General features: G+C 69.4%; 27 protein-coding genes. 15 read left to right on the plus strand and 12 right to left on the minus strand.

Annotated features, from left to right (window positions below):
- Positions 1 to 5 precede the first annotated feature (5 nt).
- The gene (locus IAE24_RS21670) at positions 6 to 695 is read right to left on the minus strand and encodes a hypothetical protein (RefSeq protein ID WP_199961951.1); all 690 of its coding nucleotides are present in this window, start codon (positions 693 to 695) and stop codon (positions 6 to 8) included.
- A gap of 10 nt (positions 696 to 705) precedes the next feature.
- Complete coding sequence (locus IAE24_RS21675; protein ID WP_074922431.1) at positions 706 to 951, minus strand: transcriptional regulator; 246 nt, start codon at positions 949 to 951, stop codon at positions 706 to 708.
- 80 nt (positions 952 to 1,031) lie between these two features.
- On the opposite strand from IAE24_RS21675, the gene IAE24_RS21680 reads away from it, so the two are divergent.
- Together IAE24_RS21680 and IAE24_RS21685 are read left to right on the plus strand one after the other, a co-directional pair.
- Complete coding sequence (locus tag IAE24_RS21680) at positions 1,032 to 1,670, plus strand: LexA family protein (RefSeq protein ID WP_083393618.1); 639 nt, start codon at positions 1,032 to 1,034, stop codon at positions 1,668 to 1,670.
- A gap of 9 nt (positions 1,671 to 1,679) precedes the next feature.
- A complete protein-coding gene (locus tag IAE24_RS21685; RefSeq protein ID WP_199961952.1) occupies positions 1,680 to 2,390 on the plus strand; it encodes a S24 family peptidase in 711 nt (236 codons plus the stop codon).
- 54 nt (positions 2,391 to 2,444) lie between these two features.
- Here IAE24_RS21685 and IAE24_RS21690 read toward each other — a convergent pair whose 3' ends face one another.
- Positions 2,445 to 3,578 carry a FecR family protein gene (locus IAE24_RS21690; protein ID WP_199961953.1) on the minus strand — a complete coding sequence of 378 codons (1,134 nt, stop codon included), beginning with the start codon at positions 3,576 to 3,578 and terminating at the stop codon, positions 2,445 to 2,447.
- Positions 3,579 to 3,596: 18 nt separating this feature from the next.
- Positions 3,597 to 5,384 carry a methyl-accepting chemotaxis protein gene (locus IAE24_RS21695; RefSeq protein ID WP_199961954.1) on the minus strand — a complete coding sequence of 596 codons (1,788 nt, stop codon included), beginning with the start codon at positions 5,382 to 5,384 and terminating at the stop codon, positions 3,597 to 3,599.
- Between the two features lie 247 nt (positions 5,385 to 5,631).
- On the opposite strand from IAE24_RS21695, the gene cobG reads away from it, so the two are divergent.
- Genes cobG through cobJ form a run of 4 tightly spaced genes read left to right on the plus strand, consistent with a single transcriptional unit; the run spans position 5,632 to position 9,089 of the window.
- Entirely contained in the window at positions 5,632 to 6,882 is a 1,251-nt protein-coding gene (cobG, locus tag IAE24_RS21700) for a precorrin-3B synthase (protein ID WP_199961956.1), read from the plus strand.
- Positions 6,882 to 7,511: a precorrin-8X methylmutase gene (locus IAE24_RS21705; RefSeq protein WP_013800507.1), complete on the plus strand. Its 630-nt coding sequence runs from the start codon at positions 6,882 to 6,884 to the stop codon at positions 7,509 to 7,511. Before cobG ends, IAE24_RS21705 begins: the two co-directional genes overlap by 1 nt.
- Positions 7,501 to 8,271 carry a precorrin-2 C(20)-methyltransferase gene (gene cobI, locus IAE24_RS21710; RefSeq protein ID WP_065347777.1) on the plus strand — a complete coding sequence of 257 codons (771 nt, stop codon included), beginning with the start codon at positions 7,501 to 7,503 and terminating at the stop codon, positions 8,269 to 8,271. Before IAE24_RS21705 ends, cobI begins: the two co-directional genes overlap by 11 nt.
- Positions 8,265 to 9,089 carry a precorrin-3B C(17)-methyltransferase gene (gene cobJ / locus IAE24_RS21715; protein WP_199961957.1) on the plus strand — a complete coding sequence of 275 codons (825 nt, stop codon included), beginning with the start codon at positions 8,265 to 8,267 and terminating at the stop codon, positions 9,087 to 9,089. Before cobI ends, cobJ begins: the two co-directional genes overlap by 7 nt.
- Here cobJ and IAE24_RS21720 read toward each other — a convergent pair.
- Positions 9,032 to 9,817, minus strand: a complete 786-nt coding sequence (locus IAE24_RS21720; RefSeq protein ID WP_199961958.1) for a cobalt-precorrin-6A reductase — start codon at positions 9,815 to 9,817, stop codon at positions 9,032 to 9,034. The two genes, cobJ and IAE24_RS21720, sit on opposite strands and share 58 nt — an antisense overlap.
- On the opposite strand from IAE24_RS21720, the gene cbiE reads away from it, so the two are divergent.
- The 7 genes from cbiE to IAE24_RS21755 all read left to right on the plus strand — a co-directional run bounded on the left by cbiE (position 9,816) and on the right by IAE24_RS21755 (position 15,942).
- Positions 9,816 to 11,018, plus strand: a complete 1,203-nt coding sequence (gene cbiE / locus IAE24_RS21725) for a precorrin-6y C5,15-methyltransferase (decarboxylating) subunit CbiE (protein WP_199961959.1) — start codon at positions 9,816 to 9,818, stop codon at positions 11,016 to 11,018. The two genes, IAE24_RS21720 and cbiE, sit on opposite strands and share 2 nt — an antisense overlap.
- Complete coding sequence (locus tag IAE24_RS21730; protein ID WP_199961960.1) at positions 11,015 to 11,512, plus strand: cobalamin biosynthesis protein; 498 nt, start codon at positions 11,015 to 11,017, stop codon at positions 11,510 to 11,512. Before cbiE ends, IAE24_RS21730 begins: the two co-directional genes overlap by 4 nt.
- Positions 11,509 to 12,375: a precorrin-4 C(11)-methyltransferase gene (gene cobM, locus IAE24_RS21735; RefSeq protein ID WP_199961961.1), complete on the plus strand. Its 867-nt coding sequence runs from the start codon at positions 11,509 to 11,511 to the stop codon at positions 12,373 to 12,375. The genes IAE24_RS21730 and cobM overlap by 4 nt, the downstream gene beginning before the upstream one ends.
- On the plus strand, positions 12,372 to 13,190 hold the full coding sequence (gene cobF, locus IAE24_RS21740) for a precorrin-6A synthase (deacetylating) (protein WP_199961962.1): 819 nt from the start codon (positions 12,372 to 12,374) through the stop codon (positions 13,188 to 13,190). Before cobM ends, cobF begins: the two co-directional genes overlap by 4 nt.
- A gap of 63 nt (positions 13,191 to 13,253) precedes the next feature.
- Complete coding sequence (locus tag IAE24_RS21745; RefSeq protein ID WP_013800515.1) at positions 13,254 to 13,583, plus strand: DHCW motif cupin fold protein; 330 nt, start codon at positions 13,254 to 13,256, stop codon at positions 13,581 to 13,583.
- 279 nt (positions 13,584 to 13,862) lie between these two features.
- Positions 13,863 to 15,314 carry a chloride channel protein gene (locus tag IAE24_RS21750; protein ID WP_199961963.1) on the plus strand — a complete coding sequence of 484 codons (1,452 nt, stop codon included), beginning with the start codon at positions 13,863 to 13,865 and terminating at the stop codon, positions 15,312 to 15,314.
- Between the two features lie 115 nt (positions 15,315 to 15,429).
- Positions 15,430 to 15,942, plus strand: a complete 513-nt coding sequence (locus IAE24_RS21755; protein WP_012207634.1) for an MgtC/SapB family protein — start codon at positions 15,430 to 15,432, stop codon at positions 15,940 to 15,942.
- Between the two features lie 14 nt (positions 15,943 to 15,956).
- Here IAE24_RS21755 and IAE24_RS21760 read toward each other — a convergent pair whose 3' ends face one another.
- From IAE24_RS21760 to IAE24_RS21770, 3 genes are all read right to left on the minus strand, one after another.
- Complete coding sequence (locus IAE24_RS21760) at positions 15,957 to 16,448, minus strand: type II toxin-antitoxin system YhaV family toxin (RefSeq protein WP_199961965.1); 492 nt, start codon at positions 16,446 to 16,448, stop codon at positions 15,957 to 15,959.
- Positions 16,445 to 16,774 (minus strand): type II toxin-antitoxin system PrlF family antitoxin, encoded by a 330-nt coding sequence (locus IAE24_RS21765; RefSeq protein WP_197944355.1) that lies wholly within the window; start codon positions 16,772 to 16,774, stop codon positions 16,445 to 16,447. Before IAE24_RS21765 ends, IAE24_RS21760 begins: the two co-directional genes overlap by 4 nt.
- A 97-nt stretch (positions 16,775 to 16,871) precedes the next feature.
- A complete protein-coding gene (locus tag IAE24_RS21770; RefSeq protein ID WP_199961967.1) occupies positions 16,872 to 19,112 on the minus strand; it encodes a TonB-dependent receptor in 2,241 nt (746 codons plus the stop codon).
- A gap of 421 nt (positions 19,113 to 19,533) precedes the next feature.
- Between IAE24_RS21770 and IAE24_RS21775 the strand changes: the two genes are divergently transcribed.
- Complete coding sequence (locus IAE24_RS21775) at positions 19,534 to 19,887, plus strand: hypothetical protein (RefSeq protein WP_143343481.1); 354 nt, start codon at positions 19,534 to 19,536, stop codon at positions 19,885 to 19,887.
- Positions 19,888 to 19,944: 57 nt separating this feature from the next.
- Here the strand turns inward: IAE24_RS21775 and IAE24_RS21780 are convergent, their stop codons facing one another.
- Complete coding sequence (locus tag IAE24_RS21780; protein WP_199961968.1) at positions 19,945 to 20,349, minus strand: hypothetical protein; 405 nt, start codon at positions 20,347 to 20,349, stop codon at positions 19,945 to 19,947.
- 28 nt (positions 20,350 to 20,377) lie between these two features.
- On the minus strand, positions 20,378 to 21,040 hold the full coding sequence (locus IAE24_RS21785; protein ID WP_197944352.1) for an MSMEG_1061 family FMN-dependent PPOX-type flavoprotein: 663 nt from the start codon (positions 21,038 to 21,040) through the stop codon (positions 20,378 to 20,380).
- 70 nt (positions 21,041 to 21,110) lie between these two features.
- Between IAE24_RS21785 and IAE24_RS21790 the strand changes: the two genes are divergently transcribed.
- Entirely contained in the window at positions 21,111 to 21,944 is an 834-nt protein-coding gene (locus tag IAE24_RS21790; RefSeq protein WP_199961969.1) for an AraC family transcriptional regulator, read from the plus strand.
- A gap of 34 nt (positions 21,945 to 21,978) precedes the next feature.
- Here IAE24_RS21790 and IAE24_RS21795 read toward each other — a convergent pair whose 3' ends face one another.
- Positions 21,979 to 22,671 carry a GntR family transcriptional regulator gene (locus IAE24_RS21795; RefSeq protein WP_199961970.1) on the minus strand — a complete coding sequence of 231 codons (693 nt, stop codon included), beginning with the start codon at positions 22,669 to 22,671 and terminating at the stop codon, positions 21,979 to 21,981.
- A gap of 90 nt (positions 22,672 to 22,761) precedes the next feature.
- A complete protein-coding gene (locus IAE24_RS21800) occupies positions 22,762 to 24,540 on the minus strand; it encodes an IlvD/Edd family dehydratase (RefSeq protein WP_192368306.1) in 1,779 nt (592 codons plus the stop codon).
- Between the last annotated feature and the right edge of the window lie 135 nt (positions 24,541 to 24,675).

Here is a 24,675-nt window from a genome sequence, read left to right on the forward strand (position 1 = left end):
GCGCTTTACATGGGTGGGACGGCACCGTGCCGTGGCTCCGGCTCCAGAACCACGGCGTCCAGCCCGCTGTCCTGGAACCAGCAGCCATCCTGCGCAACCACTTCATGCTGCCCGCGCAGTTGAGGCCCCCGTGCATGCAGGCGTACCCGGGCGGTATGGCCGGTGGCCCAGGGCATGTCCTGGCCGAAGGGAACGATCAGCAGGGCTCGCGGGGACAGGTGCCCGGCTTGCAGGCTGCCTGGCGCAGTGGTCAGCCCCTGAAGGGATTGGCGCGCCTGGACCTCCACCCCAACCACCCATGCCCAAAGAATGCTGGGCGCGCTCCTGGCCCAGACATGCAACTGCAGCAGCGCGCTGCCGCCGTTCTCAAGCGCGTGGGCACAGACCTGCACGCTGGCCGGCGCAGCGCTCCAGCCCGGCAGCCATTGCTGCAGGACATGCGCCATCTGGCGGGCATCCGGCTGCGCAGGCAGGCCGGGCGGCAGTTGCATGAGCCGCCATGGCCGCTGCGCCAGAACGGCGGCGCACCGCTGCGCACACCACCATGCGCCATGGGGATCGGCCTGCGCACAGGCGTCGGAGACCATGGGCAGCCGCGCCCAGCGCACCCTGCCCGTGGAGCCGCGCGCCTGGTAGTACCAGAACGAGTGGAAGCGCAGGCCGGGGATGAAGTGATGGGACACGGTCTTGTACATGTTTCCTCGCTCATTCAGAGCCTGTGCCGCCGGAGTGCCCAAGCTCTGGCCAGAGCAGTTGCCAGTCATCCGGCCGCAATTCGCGGCGTGTTACGGCACCTCTTGTCAGCGCTTCTATACGGGGGCAGTGCTTCACAGGAACCTGGCGTCCACCGGCCATCCATTGCCAGACGGCGGCCTTGGAGACTCCCAAGGCGAGGCCAAGGGCGCTTAGCGAGCCCAGGATGGTGGCCGCTTTTTCAACTGGATGCTTCATGCCCAAAGACTAGCATTTCTAGCCTAAAAGTAAAGTATTTCTAGACTCGCAAGGCTAGAAAATCTTTACGATTCCTAGCGATGAAACTCAAGGATTGGATCAAGGCCGCGCGCCTGCACCAGAAATGGACGCAAGAGGAACTTGGCGAGGCCATTGGACGGAGCAAAGCCAATGTGGGCCATTGGGAAAATGGCGTGCATGAACCCAAGTTCGACCAGCTTGTTGCCATTGCCAGTGCAACAGGCTTCCCGCCCCCGGCTCTGCGGTTGCCCTCGGGCAAGGCCGAAAATCGCAAAGGCATGCGGCAGTACCCCGTCCTTTCGCATACCCAGGCTGCAGCCCTTGCCGAGGTCGGTGCACTTCCCGAACTCACTGAAAGCATTGAATTCGGCAAGGACGATGCGTCCGCCAGGGCCTTCTTCTTGGAGCTGGAGGGAAATGCCATGTCGCCCGAATTCCGCGAAGGTGACCGCGTGCTGATTGATCCCCAGGCCAGTCCTCAGCCTGGTGACTTTGTGGTTGCCAGTAGCGGAAAGCGGCAGGTGCTGCTCAGAAAGTACCGTGTGCGAGAGGTCGATGAAAAAGGCGTTGCGGTTTTCGAACTAGTGCCTCTCAACGAGGACCATGCCTTACTGTGTAGCGACAAGAATCGGCTTGTCCTGATCGGCACCATGATCGGACTCTGGCGCAGGTTTCCGAGACCACCAAGCAATTTGTAGGATTGCCGCATGAAAGCCTGGACCATCGAGGAAGAGGCGGCGAACCTCAAGCGCCTGCTCTCTACTGTGAAAAGCAAGGCCGAGTTCGCAGAGAAGGCCGGCATTCCTGGCGGCTCCTCCATGGTTTCCCAGCACCAGAGCGGCAACCGGCCCATCAGCCTGGAGGCGGGCATTGCGTATGCCAAGGGCTTGAAGGTTTCGCTTTTCGAAATCAGTCCCAGGCTGGTGAAGATGGTTTCCGATTTGCCGGCCCTGCTTCCAGAGGGGGACACGCCCGGCACCAATCTGCCGGAGTTTCCCAAAGGATTGCGGCAATATCCCGTTCTCTCGCATGCCCAGGCTGCAGCCCTGGCAGATGACGGCGCATTCCCCGAGTCTGCTGAAACCCTGGACATCGAATTCGGCAAGGACAACGCATCGCCCGGTGCGTTTTTTCTTGCGCTGGAGGGCGATGCCATGTCGCCCGAATTGCGCGAGAGCGACCGCGTGCTGATCGATCCGCAGGCCAGCCCCCGGCCCGGCGACCATGTGCTGGCCAGGAATGGCAAGCGGCAGGTGCTGCTCAGAAAGTACCGCGTGCGCGGTGTGGGAGAGGACGGCACCGAGGTCTTTGATCTGGTACCGCTCAACGAAGACCATGCCGTGCTGCGCAGCGACAGGAACCGGCTGGTTCTGCTGGGCACGGTGATCGAATACCGGCGCGGGCTGCGGGGAAGCTGACGACCGAGCTGTTTCGATAGACCGCCGCGCGGCCCCGGCGCCCCGCCTCCGTGCTCAGGGCGCAGCGGTAATCTCGGTCTGGCCATCGGGCCCGGCCACCAGAGTGACGGGCAGGATCTGGGCCAGCATGCGTGCGAACTCGGCGGGGCGGCTGGCCTGGTAGGTGCCGCCAATACGCAGGGCCGCCACGGCCGGGTCGTGCACCACCAGGCCGGTCGGCCCGTAGCGCTCCAGCTCGGCCAGGGCGTCGGCCAGGGGCGTGTTCTCGAAGCGGATCAGTCCCTTGCGCCACAGCGCAATGCTGCCGGGCGCCACAGCCGAGACCGGACCGAGCACGCCTGCAGGCGACACGCTCAGGGCCTGGCCAGCGACCAAGGCGGCGGGCGCGGCATCAGCGGCTGCAGTGCCTTGCGCACCGGCCACGCGCACATGGCCTTCCTGCACGGCCACCTGGGCGCTGCCCGCCTCCATGCCCGTGGCGCGATAGCGCACGGAAAACCGCGTGCCGCCCACGGTGACGCGCGCCGGGCCGGCCAGCACATGAAAGGGCCTGTCGCTGTCGGGCGCCACGGCAAACAGGATCTGCCCTTGCGTGATGCGCACCTCGCGCCGGTCGCGGTACAGGGCCACCTGCGCCTGGGTATCGGCATCCAGGGACAGTGCGGTGCCATCCGGCAAGGTGATGGTCCTGGCCTGGCCGCGTGGGGTCAGGTGGCTGCTGGTGAAGGTGGGCTGCTGCTGCCACTGGTGCCAGCCAACGCCCACGGCCAGGGCCACCGTGCAGCACAGGGCCGCCAGGGCAGGGCGCGGCAGCAGGCGGGACCAGCTCCAGCCTTGGCGCTCTTCGGAGGACGGGCGCTGCGGGGCCGGTTCCGGGTGTGCGTGAGGCGCCGACTGCGAGCGCCGGCGTGCCTGCTCCGCGCGCAGGCGTGCCACCTGTCCGGGGGGAGTGGACCGCGCTGCCGCCAGGCTCTGGCCCAGGTGGCGTAAGGCGGCCTCGTGCGCCGTGCTGGCTGCCAGCCATTCGGTGAATTCGGCTTCTTCCTCGGCGGTCAGGCCTTGCTCCATGCGCGTGTGCCAGTCGGCCGCAGCGAGGTCGATGGGGTTTTGCCCGCGGAAGAACTCTTCCAATTCGCGCACCTGCGCAGCCTTGTCCAGGGGCGCGGTGCAGGAGCGGTAGCGGCGCATGCGTGCGGATTCCCGGCCTCAGAAGCTGGTCCAGTCCTGCGATTCGGCAGGCGGGCTGGCCGCAGCGATGCGTGCAGGGGGCGAGGTGCGAGCAGCAGCTGCCGTCCGCACGGGGGCAGGAGCAGAAGCAGGTGCACGTGCAGGCTTGGCCGGCGCCAGCGCAGATGCCGTGGCCGCGCGCATGGGCACGGACGCCGGCGGCGGCGCCTGAAAACCCGGCTGCTGGGGCACATTGCCCTGATGACCCAGGCGGAAGATGGCCACGGCCTGCACCAGGCGCTGGGCCTGGGACTTGAGGCTGGAGGCCGCCGCCGCGCTTTCCTCCACCAGGGCGGCGTTTTGCTGCGTGACCTGGTCCATCTGGCTCAGGGCCTGCCCGACCTGGGCCACGCCGGTGCTTTGCTCGTCGCTGGCGTTGCTGATCTCGCCCATGAGGTCGGTCACGCGCTGTATGGATTGCAGCACCTCGGCCATGGTGGTGCCGGCCTGGTCGGCCAGCTCCGCGCCCTGGCTGACGCGCGTGGCGCTATCGCTGATGAGCTGCTTGATCTCGCGGGCCGCCTGCGCGCTGCGCTGGGCCAGGGTGCGCACCTCGGCGGCCACCACGGCAAAGCCCTTGCCCTGTTCGCCGGCACGCGCGGCCTCGACGGCGGCGTTCAGGGCCAGGATGTTGGTCTGGAAGGCGATGGAGTCGATCACGCCCACGATGTCGCCGATCTGGCGCGAGCTGGCATGGATGTCCTGCATGGCGCCCACGACTTCCTGCACCACGGTGCCGCCCTTGGCCGCGATCTGGCTGGCGCCGCGCGCGAGCTGGTTGACCTGGCGCGCGTTGTCCGCGTTCTGCTGCACGGTGGAAGACAGCTCGTCCATGGAGGCTGCAGTTTCCTGCAGCGCGCTGGCCTGCTGCTCGGTGCGGCGGCTCAGGTCGGCATTGCCCTTGGCGATCTGCTCGCTGGCCACGGCCACGCTGTCGGCGTTGTTGCGCACATCGCTGACCACGCTGGCCAGGCTCTGGTGCATGGCGTTGAGCGAGGCCTGCACGCTGCCTGCGGGCGCTTCGCTGCGCACCAGTCCGGGATCGAGGTTGCCGTCGGCGATCTGGCGGGCGACTTCACCGAGCTGGGCAGGCTCGGCCCCCAGCGCGCGTGTCAGGCCGCGTGCGATCAGCCGGCCCATGAGCAGGGCCAGCACGAAGGCGACCGCGCTCACGCCGATCTGCATGTTGCGTTGCTGCACATAGGACTGCGTGGCCTGCTCCACCATGACCTGGGCGTGCTGGCGCGTGAGCTGGCTGTACTCGTCGGTGGCCGCGATCAGCTGGGCCAGCAGCGGCCGGCACTCGCTGTTCATCTTGGCAATGGCCTCGTCCCTTTGCTGGCGCAGTGCCAGCGAAACGATGTCCAGCGCCACCGGGCCGTAGCGCTGCTCTATCTGGTCGATGCGGGCGACCAGGGCGCGAGCCTCCTCGCCCACCCCGGGCGCGGCCACAAGGGCCTTGAGCTGGTCCAGGTGGGACTTGACCGCGGCATGGGCGGCGTACACGGCCGTTTTTTCCATGTCCAGATCGGCTGGCGTGTTCACCAGCACCAGGTTGCGCGCCGCGATGGCGCGGCTGTCCACGGCCGCGCGCACCTGTTCGGCCAGATGGGCGCGGGCGTTCACGCCGTCGACGAACTGCGTCAGGTTGCGGTCGGAGCCGTCCAGCGCATGAAGGGCAGATACGGAAACCAGTGCGACCAGTAAAGCCAGGGCGGTAAAGGCGGCGTAGAGCTTGGTCTTGACGGTCCAGGTGCGGAGATTCATGGCGCTTTCCAGGTAGGTGGTGCAAGTATCAGTTTCTATCAAAAATAAATGATCAATTTGATAAAACCCTAAGGGCGAATTGTTAAATTTCAACTTGAATTGACAAATTCAGGCTAGGTGGGTGTTAGGCGTTACCAGCCCGCTTCCCAGGCGGGCTGGATCAAGAAAGTCCGCATTTCATGAACGCATGCGGGTCTTGCACCTGGGATGCCGGGTGCGCCGGCGCTACAGTCGGGGCCCCTACCCCATGCATACCCCTCCCCACATCCAAGGCTGGTGCCCCGGCGCCTGGCAGCCCATGGCCTCCGGCGATGGGCTGGTGCTGCGCGTGCGCCCGCCGCTGGGCCGCCTGACGGCAGCGCAGGCGCGGCGTCTGGCGCGCCTGGCCTGGGTGCAAGGCAACGGCGCGCTGGAGCTGTCCAGCCGCGGCAATGTGCAGTTGCGCGGCATTGCGCCCGGGCGGCACGCCGCCGTGCTGCGCGCCCTGGCCGCCGCAGGCCTGCTCGATGCCGATGCAGGCCGCGAGCGCCGCCGCAACCTGGTGATCGACCCGCTGTGCCGGCCGCAGGAGGCCGTCCATGCGCTGGGCCAGGCCCTGCAGCAGGCACTGGATGCGGCCGATGACCTGGCGGGCCTGCCGGCCAAGTTCGGCTGGTCGGTGGAAGGCGCGCCGGGCCGGCTGGCCGGCGTGTCCGCCGATATCCGCCTGCAGCGCACAGCCACCGGCTGGCTGGTGCAGCCCGATGGACGGCAGCAGGCGCTGGCCGTGGCCGATGCCAGCCAGGCCGTGGCCGCAGGCCTGGCGCTGGCGCGCTGGTTTGCCGGTCAGGCCTCCCTTCGCCGCGCCCAGGGCTTGCGGCCCGGACGCATGGCCGCGGTGGCGGCGCAACTGCAGCCGCCTCCCGGACTGGACTGGGTGGAGACAGAAACCCCGGCCCACGGCGAAGGACCGGCGCCCGGTGCCGTGCCCGGCGTGGGCTGGATGCTGGGCGCGCCGCTGGGCCGCTTGCCGGCCGTGGCGCTGGCGCGGCTGCTGCGTGCGCTGCCCGATCAGGCCGTTTTGCGTGTCACACCCTGGCGCATGCTGCTGGTGGAAGACGAAGACGCCGGAGCCGGCGCGGCCCTGCCCCGCTGGTGGGCGGCGGCGGGGCTGGACAACGCCGCTGACTGGATCACCCACGCCCATGACCCGCGCCTGCGCGTATCCGCCTGTACCGGCGCGCCGGGCTGCACCCAGGCCCTGGGTCCCACGCAGACATTGGCGCTGGAGCTGGCGCCGCAGGTGCCCCACGGCGCGCACCTGCATGTGACCGGATGCGCCAAGGGCTGCGCGCGGCAGACGCCGGCCACGGTGGTGCTGCGGGCAGAAGGTGAAGACGAGGGCGAAGGCCCTGTCTATTCCGTAGTGCGCCACGGCCGTGCCGGGGATAGGGCGCAGGAGCAGCGGACCCTGGCCTCGGTGCGAGACAATCCGGGATTGCTGTTTTCAAAAGAATAATGCTGCACCGCTACGAAACCGATGGCGCCGAGATCTACCGGCAGTCCTTTGCCACCATCCGCCGCGAGGCGGCGCTGGAACGCTTCACGCCTGTCGAGGAACGCGTGGTGGTGCGCATGATCCACGCCGCCGGCCTGGTGGAGCTGGCCCCGCACGTGGCCTTTTCCCCCGGCATGGCCGAGGCCGCCGCACAGGCCCTGCAAAACGGCGCGCCCGTGCTGTGCGACGTGCGCATGGTCAGCGAGGGCATCACGCGCTCGCGCCTGCCCGCCGCCAACCCCATCATCTGCACGCTGCAGGACGAGCGCGTGCCCGCGCTGGCCCGTGACATGGGCAACACGCGCAGCGCCGCCGCGCTGGAGCTGTGGCGCCCGCACCTGGCCGGGGCCGTGGTGGCCATCGGCAATGCGCCCACGGCCCTGTTCCACCTGCTCAACATGCTGCAGGACCCGGCCTGCCCCCGGCCGGCCGCCATCATCGGCTGCCCCGTGGGCTTTGTGGGCGCCATGGAATCCAAGCAGGCGCTGATGCAGGACCTGCCCGTTCCCTGCATGGCCGTGCATGGCCGCCTGGGCGGCTCGGCCATTACCGTGGCCGCCATCAACGCACTGGCCAGCCATGTCGAATAGGCAGCCGCGTCCCAGCCAGGGCGGGCCCGGCATTGTCTGCGTGGGCCTGGGTCCGGGCGACCCCGAACTCATGAGCGTCAAGGCCGACCGCCTGGTGCGCGGCGCCCGCCAGGTGGCGTTCTTCCGCAAGAAAGGCCGGCCCGGCAAGGCCCGCCAGCTGGTGGACGGCCTGCTGGCCCAAGGCGCCGCCGAGCACGCCATGGAATACCCGGTGACCACCGAGCTGCCCGTGGACAGCCCCGCCTATGTGGACCTGCTGGCGCGCTTCTACGACGACTGGTGCCTGCGCCTGGAAGCGCTGGCGCAGACCGGGCAGGTGGTGGTGCTGTGCGAGGGCGACCCCTTCCTCTACGGCTCCTTCATGCATCTGTACACCCGGCTGCGCGAACGCGGGCAGGTGCCGCTGGACGTGGTGCCCGGCATCCCCGGCATGGTGGGCTGCTGGCACGCCACGGGCGAGCCCATCACCTGGGGCGACGACGTGCTCAGCGTGATGACCGGCACCCTGTCCGAAGACGAGCTGGTGCGCCGCATGCAGACGGCCGAGGCCCTGGTCGTCATGAAGGTCGGCCGCAACCTGCCGCGCATTCGCCGCGCCCTGCAGCGCACGGGCCGGCTTGACGCCGCCTGGCTGGTGCAGAACGGCACCACGGACAGCGAGCAGGTCGCGCGCCTGGGCGATGTGTCCGACGACGCCTGCCCCTATTTCGCCATCGTGCTCGTGCACGGCCAGGGCCGCCGGCCGGAGGCCGCATGGTGAGCGCCGGCCGCCTGACGGTGGTGGGGCTGGGCCCGGGCGCACTGGACCAGATCACGCCCGAAGCCGCAGCCGTTTTGCACGGGGCCGACGATGTGGTCGGCTACCTGCCCTATGTGTCTCGCGCGCAGGCCCTGCTGGCGCAGGCGGGTCAGGGCCAGGCCGTGGCCTGGCATGCCTCGGACAACCGCGTGGAGCTGGAGCGCGCGCGCCAGGCGCTGGCGCTGGCCGCGCAGGGGCGGCAGGTGGTCGTGGTGTCCTCGGGCGACCCGGGCGTGTTCGCCATGGCGTCGGCCGTGTTCGAGGCCATGGAATCCGCCGATGCGGTGCAGGCCGCCGCCTGGCAGGCGCTCGATATCCAGGTGCTGCCCGGCATCACCGCCATGCTGGCCGCCGCCGCGCGCGCTGGTGCGCCGCTGGGCCATGACTTTTGCTGCATCAATCTCTCGGACAACCTCAAGCCCTGGCCGGTGATCGCGCGGCGCGTGGAACTGGCGGCCGAGGCCGACTTCGCCATGGCCTTCTACAACCCGCGCTCCAAGAGCCGGCCCGAAGGCTTTGTGCGCCTGCTGCAGCTGCTGCGCACCCGCTGCGAGCCGCAGCGCCTGCTGGTGTTCGCGCGCGCCGTGTCCACGCCCGAGGAACACTTGCACGTGTGCACGCTGGCCGAGGCCACGCCCGAGATGGCCGACATGCGCACCGTGGTCCTGGTGGGCAACAGCGCCACGCGCCGCGTGGGCCGCTGGGTCTACACGCCACGCCACTACGGCATGGATGGCGGCGCGGGCGGTGCTGTCGGCGCCGTCGGCAGCACGCCATGAGCAATCCAGTGCAGCACCGCAGCCACCGACCCGGTGCGCTGGCGCTGCGGCAGCGCCGGGCGCTGCACCATCACCACGGGCAGGCCCAGGGCGCGTGCGGCATCGAGCTTGCCGCGCGTGGCCTCGCCGCCTGCGTTCTTGGCCACCAGCCATTCGATGCCGTGCGTGCGCAACAAGGCTTCATCGTCGTCCGCGCTGAAAGGACCGCGCCCCAGCACGACCGTGGTGTGGGGCAGGGGCAGGCTGCCGGGCTCGGGCGCATCGACCAGGCGCAGCAGATAGTGGTGCTGCGGCTGGCCCGCAAAGGCCGCAAGCTGCTTGCGGCCCACGGCCAGAAACACCCGGGCGGCTGCCTGGGGCAGGGCGGCAGCGGCGGCTTGCATGTCGGGCACGTCGATCCAGGCGTCGCCGGCACTGGCCTGCCAGGGCTCGCGCTCCAGCGCCAGCAGCGGCGTGCCGGTGGCGGCGCAGGCCTGGCAGGCATTGCGGCTCATCTGTGCGGCAAACGGGTGGGTGGCATCGACCACATGGCTGATGGCCTGCCCGCGCAGGAATTGCGCCAGGCCCTGCGCGCCGCCAAAGCCTCCCACGCGGGTGGGCAGGGGCTGGGCCACGGGCGACTGCGTGACGCCCGCATACGAGAACACGGCGGCAATGCCGGCGCGGTGCAGGGCCTGGGCCAGCTGGCTGGCGCCGCTGGTGCCGCCCAGCAGGAGAACATGGGGCATGACTGATCCCTGGTTGACATTGGTGGGCCTGAACGAAGACGGCCTGGACGGCCTCGCACCCGCCGCGCTGCGCGCGCTGGACGCGGCCGAGACCGTTTTTGGCGGGCCGCGCCACCTGGCGCTGGCCGGTGCCGGCGAGCGGGGTCGCCCCTGGCCCGTGCCCTTTGACGTGGCGCCCGTGCTGGCCTGCCGTGGCCGGCCCACGGTGGTGCTGGCGTCGGGCGATCCGTTCTGGTTCGGGGCGGGCGGCAGCCTGGCGGCGCATCTGGCGCCGCAGGAGTGGCGCTGCCACGCCCAACCCTCGACATTTTCGCTGCTGGCGTCCCGCCTGGGCTGGAAGCTGGAAGACACGGTCTGCCTGGGCCTGCACGCCGGCCACGTGGAGCAGCTGCTACCGCACCTGTCGCCAGGCCGCCAGTCGCTGGTGCTGCTGCGCGATGGCGCCGCCGTGGCCGCATTGGCGGACTGGCTGGTGCAGGAAGGCTGGGGCGACAGCCGCCTGGAAGTCCTGGAATCCGTGGGCGGCCCGCGCGAGCGCCGCCGTGCATGGCGCGCCGCCGAAGCCGCCCAGGCCCTGGCCGCCGACCCTGCCTGTGCGCCCGTGGCCGTGGCCGTACTCGCCCAGGGCGGCGCGGCCCTGCCGCTGGTGCCGGGCCGGCCCAATCACTGGTACGCCAACGACGGCCAGATCACCAAGGCCCCGGCCCGCGCGCTGACCCTGGCGGCTCTTGCGCCGCGCCACGGCGAATGCCTGTGGGATGTGGGTGGCGGCTCGGGCTCGGTGGCCGTGGAGTGGTGCCTGGCCGGTGGCTCGGCCATCAGCCTGGAGCAGCATGCGGCGCGTGCGGACAACATCCGCCTCAACGCCCGGCGCTTCGGTCTGCAGGCGCGCCTGCGCGTGGTGCAGGGCGTGGCGCCCGAGGCGCTGGCCGGGCTGCAGGCGCTGGCCCGGCCCCAGGCCGTGTTCGTGGGCGGGGGCTTTGACGCCGAATTGTTCGAGCGCCTGCAGGCCCTCATGCCCGCGGGCTGCCGCCTGGTGGTCAATGCCGTGACGCTGGAGACCGAGGCCCTGCTGGTGCAACTGCAGGCCGAGCACGGCGGCCAGCTGCTGCGGCTGGAGATTTCCAGCGCCGAGCCGCTGGGCCGCATGCGCAGCTGGAAGGCTGCGCGGCCGCTGGTGCAGTGGAGCTGGCAGCGGTGAATCCGGACGAAACCATCCCCCACCGCTGCGGCGTGCTGGGCCTGGGCCTGCACACGGACGCACTGCCCCATGCGCTGCAGGCGCTGTGGCAGCGTGCGCAGGCGCAGCTGCCGGAAAGCGCAGACGCAGGCGCCTGCGCGCCCCAGCCCATCTGCGCGGTGGCCGTGCTGGACACCAAGGCCAGCCATCCGGCGCTGGCCGCCTGGATGGCGGCTGTCGTGCCCACGGCCGTTCTGGTGCGCGTGCCGCCAGGGCAACTGCCTGGGCAGCCCGTGGTCACGCAGTCGCCGCGGATGCTGGCGCGCTATGGCACGGGCAGCGTGGCCGAGGCGGCGGCGCTGGCCGCCGCAGGCCCGCACTCCGCCCTGAGCGTGACCCGCCTGGTGGCGGACGACGGCAGCGCCACCCTGGCCCTGGCCGTGGGCCAGGGCGGACCTCTGAACTGTTGCCTGGCCCACGCCAGCCAGGCCAAGAACCAAGGAGCAACGGCATGACCGTGCATTTCATCGGCGCCGGCCCCGGCGCCGCCGACCTGATCACCGTGCGCGGGCGCGACCTCATGGCGGCCTGCCCGGTCTGCCTGTACGCAGGCTCGCTGATACCGCGCGAGCTGCTGGCGCACTGCCCGCCGGGCGCGCGCATCGTCAACACCGCATCCATGAGCCTGGACGACATCGTGGCCGAGATCCAGGCCGCCGAGGCGCGTGGCGAAGACGTGGCGCGCCTGCACTCGGGCGACCTGTCCGTCTGGTCGGCCATGGGCGAGCAGCTGCGCCGCCTGCGCGAGGCCGGCATTGCCTACACCGTCACGCCAGGCGTGCCCTCGTTCGCGGCCGCCGCCGCCACGCTGGGCGCGGAGCTGACCCTGCCCGGCCTGTGCCAGTCCGTGGTGCTGACGCGCACCTCGGGCCGCGCCACGGCCATGCCCGAGGGCGAGAACCTGGCCGCCTTCGCGGCCACGGGCGCCGTGCTGGCCATCCATCTGTCCATCCATGTGGCCGCCAAGGTGCAGTCCGAGCTGCTGCCGCACTACGGCGCCGACTGCCCTGTGGCCATCGTCTGGCGCGCCAGCTGGCCTGACGAAACCGTGGTGCGCACCACGGTGGGCAGCCTGACCGAGGCCGTGGCCACCCACATGGAGCGCACGGCCCTGATCCTGGTGGGCCGCAGCCTGCAGGCCGAGGACTTCGGCGAAAGCCGCCTCTACGCGGCCGACTACGACCGCCGCTACCGCCCGCTGGGCACCGAGCCGCGCTTTCCCGCCACCGATGTGCATGCGAATGCCGCGCTGGATACCGCGAGGGATACCTTGAGGGACCCCGTGAGCGACGTGCCCCTCGGGAACCCCGCCCCATGAGCGCGGCCCTGCCGCCCGTGGCGCTGAGCCTGATCGGCATCGGCACGGGCAACCCCGACCACCTCACGCGCGAAGCCCAGGCCGCCATGCAGGCCGCCGACCTGATCCTGCTGCCGCACAAGGGCGAGGACAAGGCCGAACTCGCCGCCCTGCGCCGCGACCTGTGCGATGCCGTGCTCACTGCGCCCGGCCCGCGCATCGAAGGCTTCGACATGCCCGTGCGCCGGTCCACGGGCGACGACTACCTGGCCCAGGTCGATGAGTGGCATGCGGCCATCACGCGCTGCTGGCAGGCGGCCATCGCCCGGTCCCTGGACGATGGACTGGCGCCGCGAACGGCCGGCCAGCCCTTGCAGGTCGCCCTGCTGGTCTGGGGGGACCCGGCGCTGTACGACAGCACCCTGCGCATCGCCGCGCGCATGCAGCCGGCGCCGCACAGCGTGCGCGTGGTGGCGGGCATCAGCTCCATGCAGGTGCTGTGCGCCGCGCATGCGATTGCGCTCAACGGCATAGGCCAGCCCTTCGTGGTCACCACGGGCCGCCAGCTGCGCGAGCAGGGCTGGCCGCCCGGCGTGGACACGGCCGTGGTCATGCTGGACGGGCAGTGCAGCTTCACCGAGCTGCTGGACTCGGACGGCAGCGACATGGACGCCGGCCTGCATATCTGGTGGGGCGCCTACCTGGGCATGGAACGCCAGATGCTGGACAGCGGCCCGCTGGCCGAGGCCGCCCCGCGCATCGCGCAGGCCCGCGCCGCAGCGCGCGAGCGGCATGGCTGGATTATGGATATCTACCTGCTGCGGTGCGGGGACTGAGACCGAGGCTGCTGCCGACGCCGGCCCCCACGCTGTACACCCCCTTCATCAAGGAATCCCGCCATGCAGATGGACAACATCCCCTTCAACACCACCGACTGGGCCGCCGTGGCGCCCACCGAGCATTCGGCCGAGGCCGGCCAGGCGTTCTGGCGCACGCAGAACTTCGGCAACATCCGCGTGCGCACGGTGGAGTACACGCCCGGCTATGTCTCCGACCACTGGTGCACCAAGGGCCATGTGCTGCTGTGCCTGGAAGGCGAGCTGGAGACCGAGCTGGCGGACGGCCGCCGCTTCACGCTGACGCCCGGCATGAGCTACCAGGTGGCGGACAACGCCGAGCCGCACCGCTCGCGCTCACCCAAGGGCGCCAGGCTCTTCGTGGTGGACTGAACCTGCAGGCACGATCGGCACGGCAGCGCGCTGCAGGTCAGCGACAGGTTCGCGCCGGCGCGGGTGAGAGCTGCGCAAACGTGCCGTCATTGAGTGGCGTAAGGCACGGGTTGCCAGGGAGCTTATGCCCGGGCGGTGGAATGCCTGACGGGCGGAAGGCTCTCCAGGTACGCAGTCATCGGCCATCAACGCAGCGGTGAAGTAGGCATTGCCGCTGGCCACAGCCCCTGTGGCCGGGCTTGTGCACAATGAAGAGCTTTCGCCCAGCCTCTTCACGCGATGCAGCAAGAACCCGACTTCCTCCACAACCTGAACCAGGAATTCCGGGACGGCAGGCGCTGGCTGGACCGCACCATCGTGCTGGCCTATGCGGCCGCCGCCGGGCTGTGCGTGGTGGCCTTCACGCTGATGGCTGATGCGGGCTTTGAACTCTTCGAGAGCATCTACCACTGGCAGGGCGGCTGGGCCGTTCTGCTGTGGATGCCTGCCGTCACGGCGGGCGCCGTGTGGCTCACGCGGCGCTGGGCGCCGGGCGCGGCGGGGTCGGGCATTCCGCAGGTGATCGCCACGCTGGACCCGGCGCTGGACCCCGCGCAGCGCGGGCGCTTCGTGTCGCTGTGGCTGTCCTTCGCCAAGATGGCGCTGGCCAGCGCGGGCTTTGCGGCGGGGCTGTCGATCGGGCGCGAGGGGCCTTCGGTGCAGGTGGCCGCCGGTGTCATGCACCATGCGCGGCGCTGGTTCGGGCCGCATTCGGGCATCAGCCACCATGCGCTGCTGGTGGCCGGCGGCGCGGCCGGCATTGCGGCGGCCTTCAACGCGCCGCTGGCGGGCGTGGTCTTCGCCATCGAGGAGCTGTCGCGCAAGCTGGAGTCGCGCTCCAGCGGCCTGATCATCGCGGCCATCGTGCTGGCCGGCCTGATGGGCGTGTCGGCCTTCGGCAACCTCAGCTATTTCGGGCGCATCCAGGTGCCCCACCTGACCTGGGACGCGCTGCTGCCCGGCCTGTGCGTGACCCTGGCCTGCGGCGTGCTGGGAGGCCTCTTCGCCAAGCTGCTGGCCGCTTCGCTGACCCGCACGCCCGAGCGGCTCAACCAGCTGCGTGCGCGCTTTCCCATCCGCTTCGCGGCGGCGATCGCGCTGGTGATCGCCGTCATCGGCATGGTCACGGGCGGCGCCACCTTCGGCGCGGGCTCGGAGGCCGTCAAGCACATGCTGGCGGGCCAGGCCGACGTGCCCTCGTTCTACGTCACCCTGAAGTTCATCGCCACCTGGCTGTCGGCCTGGGTGGGCGTGCCGGGCGGCATCTTCGCGCCCTCGCTGTCGATTGGCGCGGGCGTGGGCCACAACGTGGCCGGCCTCATGGGCGCAGACATTGCGCCCGCCCTCATCGCCATGGGCATGGCCGCCTTCCTGGCCGCCGTGACGCAGGCGCCGCTGACGGCCTTCATCATCGTGATGGAGATGGTGGACGGCCACTCCATGGTGCTCAGCCTCATGGCCGCTGCCATGCTGGCCAGCCTGGTCTCGCGCATGCTGGCCCGGCCGCTGTACGAGACGCTGGCCCAGCACATGCTGAGTCTGGTGCCTGCACCTGCTCCCGAGCCTGCACCTGCACCTGAGCCTGCACCTGCACCTGAGCCTGCACCGGCCGCCGTGCCGGAACCGGAGCCCGCCAGCCCCGCAGAGCCGGCTGCACCCCCCAAGGACCAGGGCAAGCCCGCAGGCGCCTGAGCTGGGCGCGCTTGGCTGACAGGCAATGGCGAAGGGCGATGGCCTGGGCGCGCTGCACGCCACGCCATGCTCGCTTCCTGAGTCCTGACGCACAACCCGAGGAAAGGAACGCGCCATGTGGGAGGAAGTAACCAGCACCCTGGCCGAGGAATTCTCCAGCCTGCCCGATGCGGCCGAGGTCACGCGCGTCATGGTGCGCCTGCTGCTGGCGGCCCTGCTGGGCGGCATCGTCGGCTACGAGCGAGAACACAAGGGCAAGGCCGCCGGCCTGCGCACCCACATGCTGGTGGCCATGGGCGCGGCGCTGTTCGTGCTGGTGCCCGAGCGCGGCGGCATGGGCATTGCCGACATGAGCCGCGTGATCCAGGGCGTGGTGGCCGGCGTGGGCTTCCTGGGCGCGGGCGCCATCATCAAGCGCCACTCCGAGGAACAGGTACAAGGCCTGACCACGGCCGCCGGCATCTGGATGACGGCCGCCATCGGCGTGGCCTGCGGCCTGGGGCGCGAAGCCATCGCGCTGCTGGCCACGCTGCTGGCCATCGTCATCCTCGTGATGCTGCCGCACGTGGTCAGTGCGCCGCCCCCGCAGGCGGACGCGGAGCCGGATACCAAGCCGCGCGAGACTTGAGGGCGGGCTGCGGCTCAGGCGTGCGGCTGTGAGCGTGATGGCGGGGACTTCGCCTGTGCCAGCAAACTGTCCCAATCGCCAGGAGGGTGCCCGTTGGCGAGCATTTTTCGGAACACCCTGTAGGCATCGTCGCTGCCCTCATAGGCTCGCTTGGTGTCCTCATCGTTGACCCAGGCGAACACGATGATTTTGCTGGGGGCGTGAAAGCGGAAGAACAGGCGGTACTGCTGGAAGAACCTGGCCCGAAACCAGTGCTTGTGCTCCTCGCCCAGGGTATGGCCCTGGCGGTAGTCTGGCCGCGTGGGATCCTGCGGGATGACATCGAATGCCAGCTTGCGGATCGCCGCCAATCGCTTGGTCGCGTTCTTGCGTGTGTACCCGCCAGGGTCCTTCTTTTTCAGACCCTCCACTTCCTGGCTCAACGCCTGCAGCTGGGCCAGGAAAAGCGGGTGCATGAATACCGTCCAGCCGTGGATGCGCAAGGGGGCGGGCGGTACGGCGCTCATTCGTCGTCTGCCAGAAGCGGTGCATCCAGATCGACCTCGATGCCTTCGGTCAGCGCCTGGATCTGCTGCGCCAGACGGGCATCCATGGTCTGCAGGCGCTCGGGGTGGGTTGCCATGTCCTGGGCCAGAAAGCCGAGAAACTGGCCCAGCACGGGATCGGCATCCTCGGCGGAGTCGGCGCGACTGAGCACGACCTCCCCGCCGGGCAAGATGGTGTAGTGGATCCTGTCGCGCTTGCTCAGGTGCAATGCGCGGCGAACGGCTTCGGGAATGGTGGTCTGGTAGCGGTCAGTGAGCGTGGATTCGGCTTCAAGTGTCGAAAACATGATGGCATCTCCTGATAGGCTGCCATGCATGGTAATGCAGGTGCATTACCATGCCCGGGCGAAAGGTTCCTTCCCCAAAAAGCACGCGCATCCCGCCTCAGAAATCCACACTCGCACTCAGCGAGAACGTGCGCGGACCGCCCACCGTCAGGTAGCCCGAGCCCGGGTAGCCGCCTACGGAGGCCCAGTAGTTGCGATCCGTCGCGTTGTCCACGCGCAGGCGCAGCGTGAGCAGCTTGCCCTGCACTTCGGTCATGTAGCGCACGCCCAGGTCCAGGCGGTTCCATCCGGCCACGCGCAGGGTGTTGACATCGTTGGCGTAGCTGGCGCCGGTGTGCACCAGGCGGCCGTCCAGCGCCAGGCCGTTGATGCCCGGCACATCCCATTCCACGCCCGCCGTGGCCTGGAAGCGCGGCACGCCGATGACGCGCTTGCCGTCGGTGGTGGCGCGGCCCGTGCTCTGCTGCCTGGCGTCCAGCCAGGTGGCGCCGCCCAGCAGGCGCAGGCCGCGCATGGGTTCGCCGAAGACGTTGAATTCCACGCCCTGGTGGCGGTCCTTGCCGGCCGAGGTGAACAGGTTGCCGTCGATCAGCGAGCGCGGCTTGTCGGTGGAGAAGAAGGCCAGGCCGCCGCCCAGCTTGCCGCCGTCGTACTTGACGCCCACTTCCTTTTGCTTGGTCACGTAGGGCGACATCTGCTGGCCCGCGTTGGCGATGATGGTGTCGCCCGACTTGGCCGGCGCCGTGTCGCCCTGGGCCAGTCCCTCGATGTAGTTGCCGTATAGCGATACCTGGGGCGTGAGCTTGAACACCGCGCCCAGCACCGGGCTGGTGCGGCTCTGGTCATAGGCCGTGCGCACGCCGCCCTGGCTGGTGACGGCGCCGTTGCTGACGAGGCGGTAGCTCACCGAGTCGGTCTCTATCGTCTGGCGGCGCATGCCGGCCGTCACCAGCATGCGGCCGTCCATCAGCGACAGCGTGTCGCCCAGCGCAAAGCTGTTCAGGCGCGTGCCCCGGTTGTAAGCGGGGTTGGACAGGTCGTTGCCCAGGTAATTGAGCGGCGTGATCGCGTAGTAGCGCGGGTCGTAGAGATTGGTGGCCAGCGTGTTGCTGCCCCCGCCGGTGCTCATGCCATAGGCGTTGTAGACCTTGAGGTCGAAGGCCGAGTAGCTGGCCACGATCTCATGGCCCACGCTGCCCGTATTCAGGCGTGCGCGCACGCCCAGCTCGCCCGTGCTCACGCGATCCTTGCGCGCGTTGTCGAAGCGGCTGGTGGTGGCCGCGCCATTGCCGGCCGCCGCCAGCGTGATGTTGGCCAGCGAGTTGTTCTCGGAGCTGCGGCGCAGTCCATAGGCGGCCCAGGCCGTCACATTGCTGTTGATGTCCCACTCGCCGCGCAGCGTGCCGAACAGGTCGCGCTCGTCGGAATAGGTCCAGGGCTGGGCCCAGTTGGAGGAAGCATCGGGCGCCGCAGGAATGGCGGCCAGCCCTGCGCCCGGCGTGACATTGGTGCGCGTGCGCTTGAGGCGGTTGTCCTGCCAGCCGATGTCGCCCGACAGGCGCACATTGCGGCTGCGCCAGTCCATGCCCACGGACAGCAGATCGAGCTTGGAACTTTCCTGGTCGATGGCCGTGTCGCCTCCACGGTGCGCAGCGTTCAGGCGGATGCCCGTGGCCTGGTCGGGGCCGAAGCGCCGGCTCACGTCGGCCGCCACAAAGGCCTGGCCGCCGCTGGCAATGCCTGCCGTCACGCGCGACAGCGGATCGCTGCCCGCGCGCTTGGGCAGCAGGTTGATGTTGCCGCCCAGGCCGCCGCCATTGGGGCTGGCGCCCATCAGAAAGGCCGATGCGCCGCGGAGCAGCTCCACGCGCTCGAACAGCTCGGTGGCGATGTACTGGCGCGGCAGCAGGGCGTACAGGCCGTTGTAGGCCACGTCGTCCGAGCCCAGCACGAAGCCGCGCACGAAGTAGGACTCCTGGAAATTGCCGAAGCCGCGCGCCACGCGCACGGAAGGATCGTTCTGCAGTACATCGCCCACGCTCTTGGCCTGGCGGTCCTGGATCAGCTCGTTGGTGTAGCTGGTGATGGAGAACGGCGTCTCCATGTTGTCGCGCGTGCCCAGAATCCCGGCCCGCCCGCCGCGCGCCACCTGGCCGCCCGCGTAGGGCCTGGACAGGCCTTCAGCCGACGCATCGGCGCTGGCCTCCACGGTGACGGTGCCCAGCTCGGGCGCGGCCGTTGCCGTGGAAGGGGCAGGTTGGGCCCATGCGGCGCCAGCAGACAAAAGAAGGGCCAGGGCCCCGGCGATCGGGGTCAGCGTGTGGAGGGGGGAGTGCATGGAGAAAACGGGATGAGAATTCGTGATGAGAATGATTCCCAATAATTTTATCGATGCGACTCCCCCGTATGGAGCTTGTAGGGAAATGTGTCTGTTTGTGCCCACATCCCTGCCAGCGCATCGCTGCCGAAGCTGCGCTTGTGTCGGCTGTGGAAACTTGCCTATCATCCGGTCGGCCCCCTGTTCCGGGGCTGGTGCGTAAGAACACCAATACACAGCGGTTGAGCCTCCCCGAAAGTGAGTTCTGTCCCTTACCGGAGCACGGAACGATGATCACCGTTTCTCACCCCTTGGTCTGCGCCCAGTTCACTGGTATCGCAGGCTTTTTCATGACCGCAGTCACTTCGGCCGGTCTTTTCCATACCTTGTCACCCCTTCAACTGGGGCACTCTTTGCGCCACTTCGCACGGAGGGCGCAGCCATGAAGCAGACCAAGGAACAGGCCAAGACCTCGGCCGCCAGGATCGAGCGGCTGACGCGCGATATCTCCGAGATCCACAAGCTGGTGGATGAGGGCTGCGCCGAGATCTCGGCCACGGCGCAGATGGCCTTGAAGTGGCTGGAGACGCCGGAGGGCTGCCAGCGGCTGGACGTGGTGGCCGAGGCCTTGAAGACGATTCGCCACAGCGCCCTGTTCACGGGCGACTGCTCCAGAAGCAAGGCGATCACGGCTGGCAGCACCTACCGCAATCTGGCCCAACGGCGGCTGCGCGAGGCCGAGAAGGCAGCCGATGAGGCGCGCGTGGCGCAGGCCTTGCGGGAGTCGGCGGCATAGCGCCGCAGCGCGCAGCGTGCACTGGGCCAGGTGCGCGCTGAAGGGGCCGGCGCCTGCTCAGGCGCCGGCCAGCAGCTCCCGCGAACACGCCTGCGCCTCATCCTCCCCCTGCACAAACGCAACCCGCATGCCCAGCGCCTTGCCCATGCCTTGCACGGCCAGGCGCAGGGCGGCGGGCACGGCGCGGTCGCCCGTGATGACGACCATGCCCCGGCACAGCTGGCGCATGCGTTCGCGGTTGCGCTTGAAGAACAGGGCGCGCTGCTTGCGTTCTTCGTGGCTTTCCTCGGGGTGGTCGCCGGGCAGGTGGTCGGTGAGCAGCACGAAGTGCCGGCCCTGGTCGAGCAGGGATTCGATCTGGGCTTCGGCCGATGCGTCATTGCCGCTGCCTGCGTCTGCAGGTGCCTGCGCTTCGGGTTCGCGCAGGTAGACCAGGGGAAAGCGGGAGGTATCGATCAGCATGTCATGGTTCCTGGGAAAAAGCAGGGCATCAGTACAGGTCGTGCCTGACCGCATGGGCGTAGTGGGCGTTGGCCTGCTCCTGTTGCGCGGCATCCATGGCGGGCGCCGTGGCGTCGGCCAACTGCGTGAGGGCGGCCATCATCTGGCCCACGGTGGGCAGGGCGGAGCGGTCCAGCTGGCTTGACGGGTTCCAGAGGCCGGAGCGGTGGATGGCCTTGCCGCAGTGCAGCAGCACCTCGTCGACCAGGACCACGGTGGCGGTCTTGGGCGTGCCCCGGCCTTCGCTCAGCTCCTGCAGTAGATGGGGGTCGGTGGAGATGCGGCCGCGCCCGTTGATGCGCAGGAAGATGTCCAGCCCCGGGAACAGGAAGAGCATGGCCAGGCGGTCATCGGCCTGCAGGTTGCGCAGGGATTCGATGCGGTTGTTGCCGGGCCAGTCGGCAAAGGCCACGGTGCGCTCGTCCAGCACCTGCACAAAGCCGGGCGGCCCGCCGCGCGGCGAGGCGTCCAGGCCGCGTTCGCCGGCCGTGGCCAGGCAAAAGAAGCTGGCCTGGCGCAGATAGGCCTCGTGGAAGTCGGACAGGCGGTCGCGCACGGCCTTCTGGATTCTTTCTGCCGGGGCGGCGTAGAGCGAGTCCAGGTCGATGGCCGGGCCTGGCGGCTCTGCAAGGGCGGTGTTGTCTGTGTGCATGGCACAAGCGTAAGAACAAAGGCGTTGGCGGCTGTAGACTGGATCAGCCAACAAATAGCTCAAAGACGCCATGCCCGATGCCATTCTTGAACTGGTCAGCCATGTGAACCGTGCCGATGGCCCCGTGCTGATCGCGGCCGTGGGCAGCCAGGACGAGGAGCTGGCCTCCGAGCCGCACCGCCACGCGCGCGGCCAGCTGTTCGGCTCGCTGCGCGGGCTGCTGTCGGTGGGCGTGGAAGACGCGGTCTGGGTGGTGCCCGCCATCCATGCCGTGTGGCTGCCGCCGCACCAGCTGCATTCGGGCCGCTCCCATGGTCCCTTCCACGGCTGGAGCGTCTATGTGGCGGAGCCGGCCTGCGCTGACCTGCCGCAGCGGCCCTGCGCCATCCGCACCTCGGGCCTGCTGCGCGAGGCCGTGCTGCGCGCCGCCGGTTGGGGATGGCAGCAAGGCGTGCCCACAACGCAGCCCGTGCAACCAGGCCCTTCGGCGGACCAGGCCCGCGCCCATGTGATGGCGGTGATCCTGGACGAGATCAGCACCCTGCCCGTGGAGCCCCTGGGCCTGCCCCTGCCCGCAGACCCGCGCCTGCAGCGCATCGCCCGCGCGCTGATCGCCGACCCGGCCGATGCCCGCGACCTGGAGGCCTGGGCACGCTGGGCCGCGGTCAGCTCGCGCACGCTGAGCCGGCGCTTTGTCTCGGAAACCGGCTTCAGCTTCACCGCCTGGCGCCAGCGCGCACGGCTGATGCGCTCGCTGGAGATGCTGGCCGCCGGCGCGCCGGTGACGAACATCGCGCTGGACCTGGGCTACGCCACGGCCAGCGCCTTCATCGGGCTGTTCCGGCGCACGTTCGGGGAGACGCCTGCGGCGTACCGGGGGAGGTTGGGGGCGGCTCGGGACTGAGGGGCTGCACTGCCCGCCCAGCTAAGGACTTCGCCTACAACCGCTGCAACTGCGCATTCAGATATGCATCGCGCGAGGGCAGCAGGTGCTCGGCGCACAGGCGGACCAGGGCATCGCGGTCCTGGGCGCGCAGGGCTTCGATCATTTGCCAGTGTTCCTGGCGTGCGCGCTCGCGGTAGTCGGCCGAGACCAGGGAGGCGAAGCGGATGGGGTGGGTCTGGCGCGCGTATTCGGTGATGGCCTTGTGCAGCGTGTCGTTGCCCGCCAGCGCAAACAGTTCCTGGTGAAAGGCCTGGTTGATGCGGAACACCAGGCGCGCGTTGCCTTCGGCCACGGCGGCGTCGTGCTGCTGCTGGATGGAGGTCAGGCGTTCGAGCCTCTCGGCCGGCACGGGCAGGGGGATCTTGCGCGCGGCCTCGACTTCGAGCATGCCGCGCAGCTCGTACAGCTCCTGCACTTCCTGGGTGGAGAAAGAGCGCACCAGGGCGCCCACGTTCTTGCGGCGCTCGATGAGGCCCATGCGGTCCAGCGCGGCCAGGGCCTCGCGGGCGATGTGGCGCTTGACGTCGAAGCGGGCCATGAGGTCGTCTTCGACCAGGCGTTCGCGCGGGTGCAGCCGGCCGAAGACCACGTCCTCTTCCAGCGCGGCCACCATGGCGCCCAGGGCGTCGGCTGCGGGGGCGGGTTCGGCATCCAGGGAAATCGGCAGTGAGGCGGCAGCGACCATCAAGACAGGCGGTTGGGACAAAAACGCCATTTTGTCCGAACTGATGGCCTTCACTGGGCATGGCGGGCGTGCCGCGCTGCCTGGCATGGACTATTCGCGCGGGCCGGGAATGGTGCCGCGTTCGGTGGCGCAGCGCAGGAAGTCGAAGTCCACGCCCTGGTCGGCCTGGTTCACGGTGGTGAGAAAGAGCTTGCGGTAGCCGCGTTCGGCCGTGGGCTCGGTCACCGGGCTGAGCCGGGCGCGGCGGGCCAGTTCCTCGTCGCTGACCTGCAGCGTGAGCTCGCGCCGCGCCACCGACAGCGTGATGCGGTCGCCGTTGTGCACATGGGCCAGCGGGCCGCCCACGGCCGACTCCGGCGTGACGTGCAGCACGATGGTGCCGAAGGCCGTGCCGCTCATGCGCCCGTCGGAGATGCGCACGATGTCCTTGACGCCGGCACGCGCCAGCTTGCGCGGGATGGGGATGTAGCCCGCCTCGGGCATGCCGGGCGCACCCTTGGGGCCGATGTTCTTGAGCACGAGGATGTCGTCGGCCGTCACGTCCAGATCGTCGCTGTCGATGCGGTGGGCCAGGTCGGCCGCGTTCTCGAAGACCACGGCGCGGCCTTCGTGCTCCATGAGCCGGGGATGGGCGGCCGACTGCTTGATGATGGCGCCGCCCGGCGCCAGGTTGCCCTGCAGCACGGCGATGCCGCCCTGCGGGTAGATGGGGTTGGAGCGCGGGCGCACCACGTCCTGCGCAAAGCCGGGGCCGGCGCGGTCGATCTCTTCGCCCAGCGTGCGGCCGGTGACGGTGAGGGCGTCCAGGTTCAGCAGGGGCTTGAGCTCGCGCAGCAGCGTGGCCATGCCGCCCGCGTGGTGGAAGTCCTCCATGTAGTGATCGCCCGAGGGCTTGAGGTCCAGCAGCACGGGCGTGTCGCGGCCCATGCGGTCCAGGGCCTTGAGGTCGATGTCATAGCCCATGCGCCCCGCGATGGCGGCCAGGTGCACGATGCCGTTGGTGGAGCCGCCAATGGCCAGCAGCACGCGCATGGCGTTTTCGAAGGCGGCGGGCGTGAGGATTTTGTCGATGGTCAGGCGCTCGCGCGCCATGCGCACGGCCTCGGTGCCGGTCTGCTCGGCGATGCGGATGCGGTCGGCCGTGACGGCGGGGGGCGAGGCGCCGCCGGGCACGGTCATGCCCAGCGCCTCGGCAATGCAGGCCATGGTGCTGGCCGTGCCCATGACCGAGCAGGTGCCCACGCTGGCCACCAGCTGGTTGTTCACGTCGGCAATCTCTTCGGCGTCGATCTCTTCGGCGCGGAACTTGCCCCAGTAGCGGCGGCAGTCCGTGCAGGCGCCCACGCGCTCGCTGCGGTGCGAGCCGGTGAGCATCGACCCGGTGATCAGCTGGATGGCCGGGATGCCCGCCGAGGCCGCGCCCATCAACTGGGCCGGCACCGTCTTGTCGCAGCCGCCGATGAGCACGACGGCATCCATGGGCTGGGCGCGGATCATCTCCTCGGTGTCCATGGACATGAGGTTGCGCAGGTACATGCTGGTCGGCGCCGAGAAGCTTTCGTGCACCGAGATGGTGGGGAAGTCCATGGGCAAGCCGCCCGCCAGCATGACGCCGCGCTTGACGGCCTCGATCAGCTGGGGCGCGTTGCCGTGGCAGGGGTTGTAGCTGCTGCCCGTGTTGGCAATGCCGATGACGGGGCGCTGCAGCGCCGAGTCCGTATAGCCCGCGCCCTTGATGAAGGCCTTGCGCAGGAATAGCGAAAAGCCGCGGTCGCCGTAGTTGGTCAGGCCCTTGGAGATGCCCGTGGCCGCATCGGCGGGGGCGATGTCATGGCCTGGAGCGCCATCGGGAGTCTTGGGGTCGGTCATGGGTGGGGTGCTTTGCAGAGGGTCTTGGCGGGGTCGGAAGGCAGGCGCTGCCTTGTCGAGGGGCAGGATAGCGGCGGATGCCGCGGATTATTATCGTCGTTATCACCTATATTATTAATAATCTATCTGACCAAC

Source organism: Delftia sp. S65 (genome assembly GCF_016516495.1).
Classification (GTDB): Bacteria; Pseudomonadota; Gammaproteobacteria; order Burkholderiales; family Burkholderiaceae_C; genus Comamonas; species Comamonas acidovorans.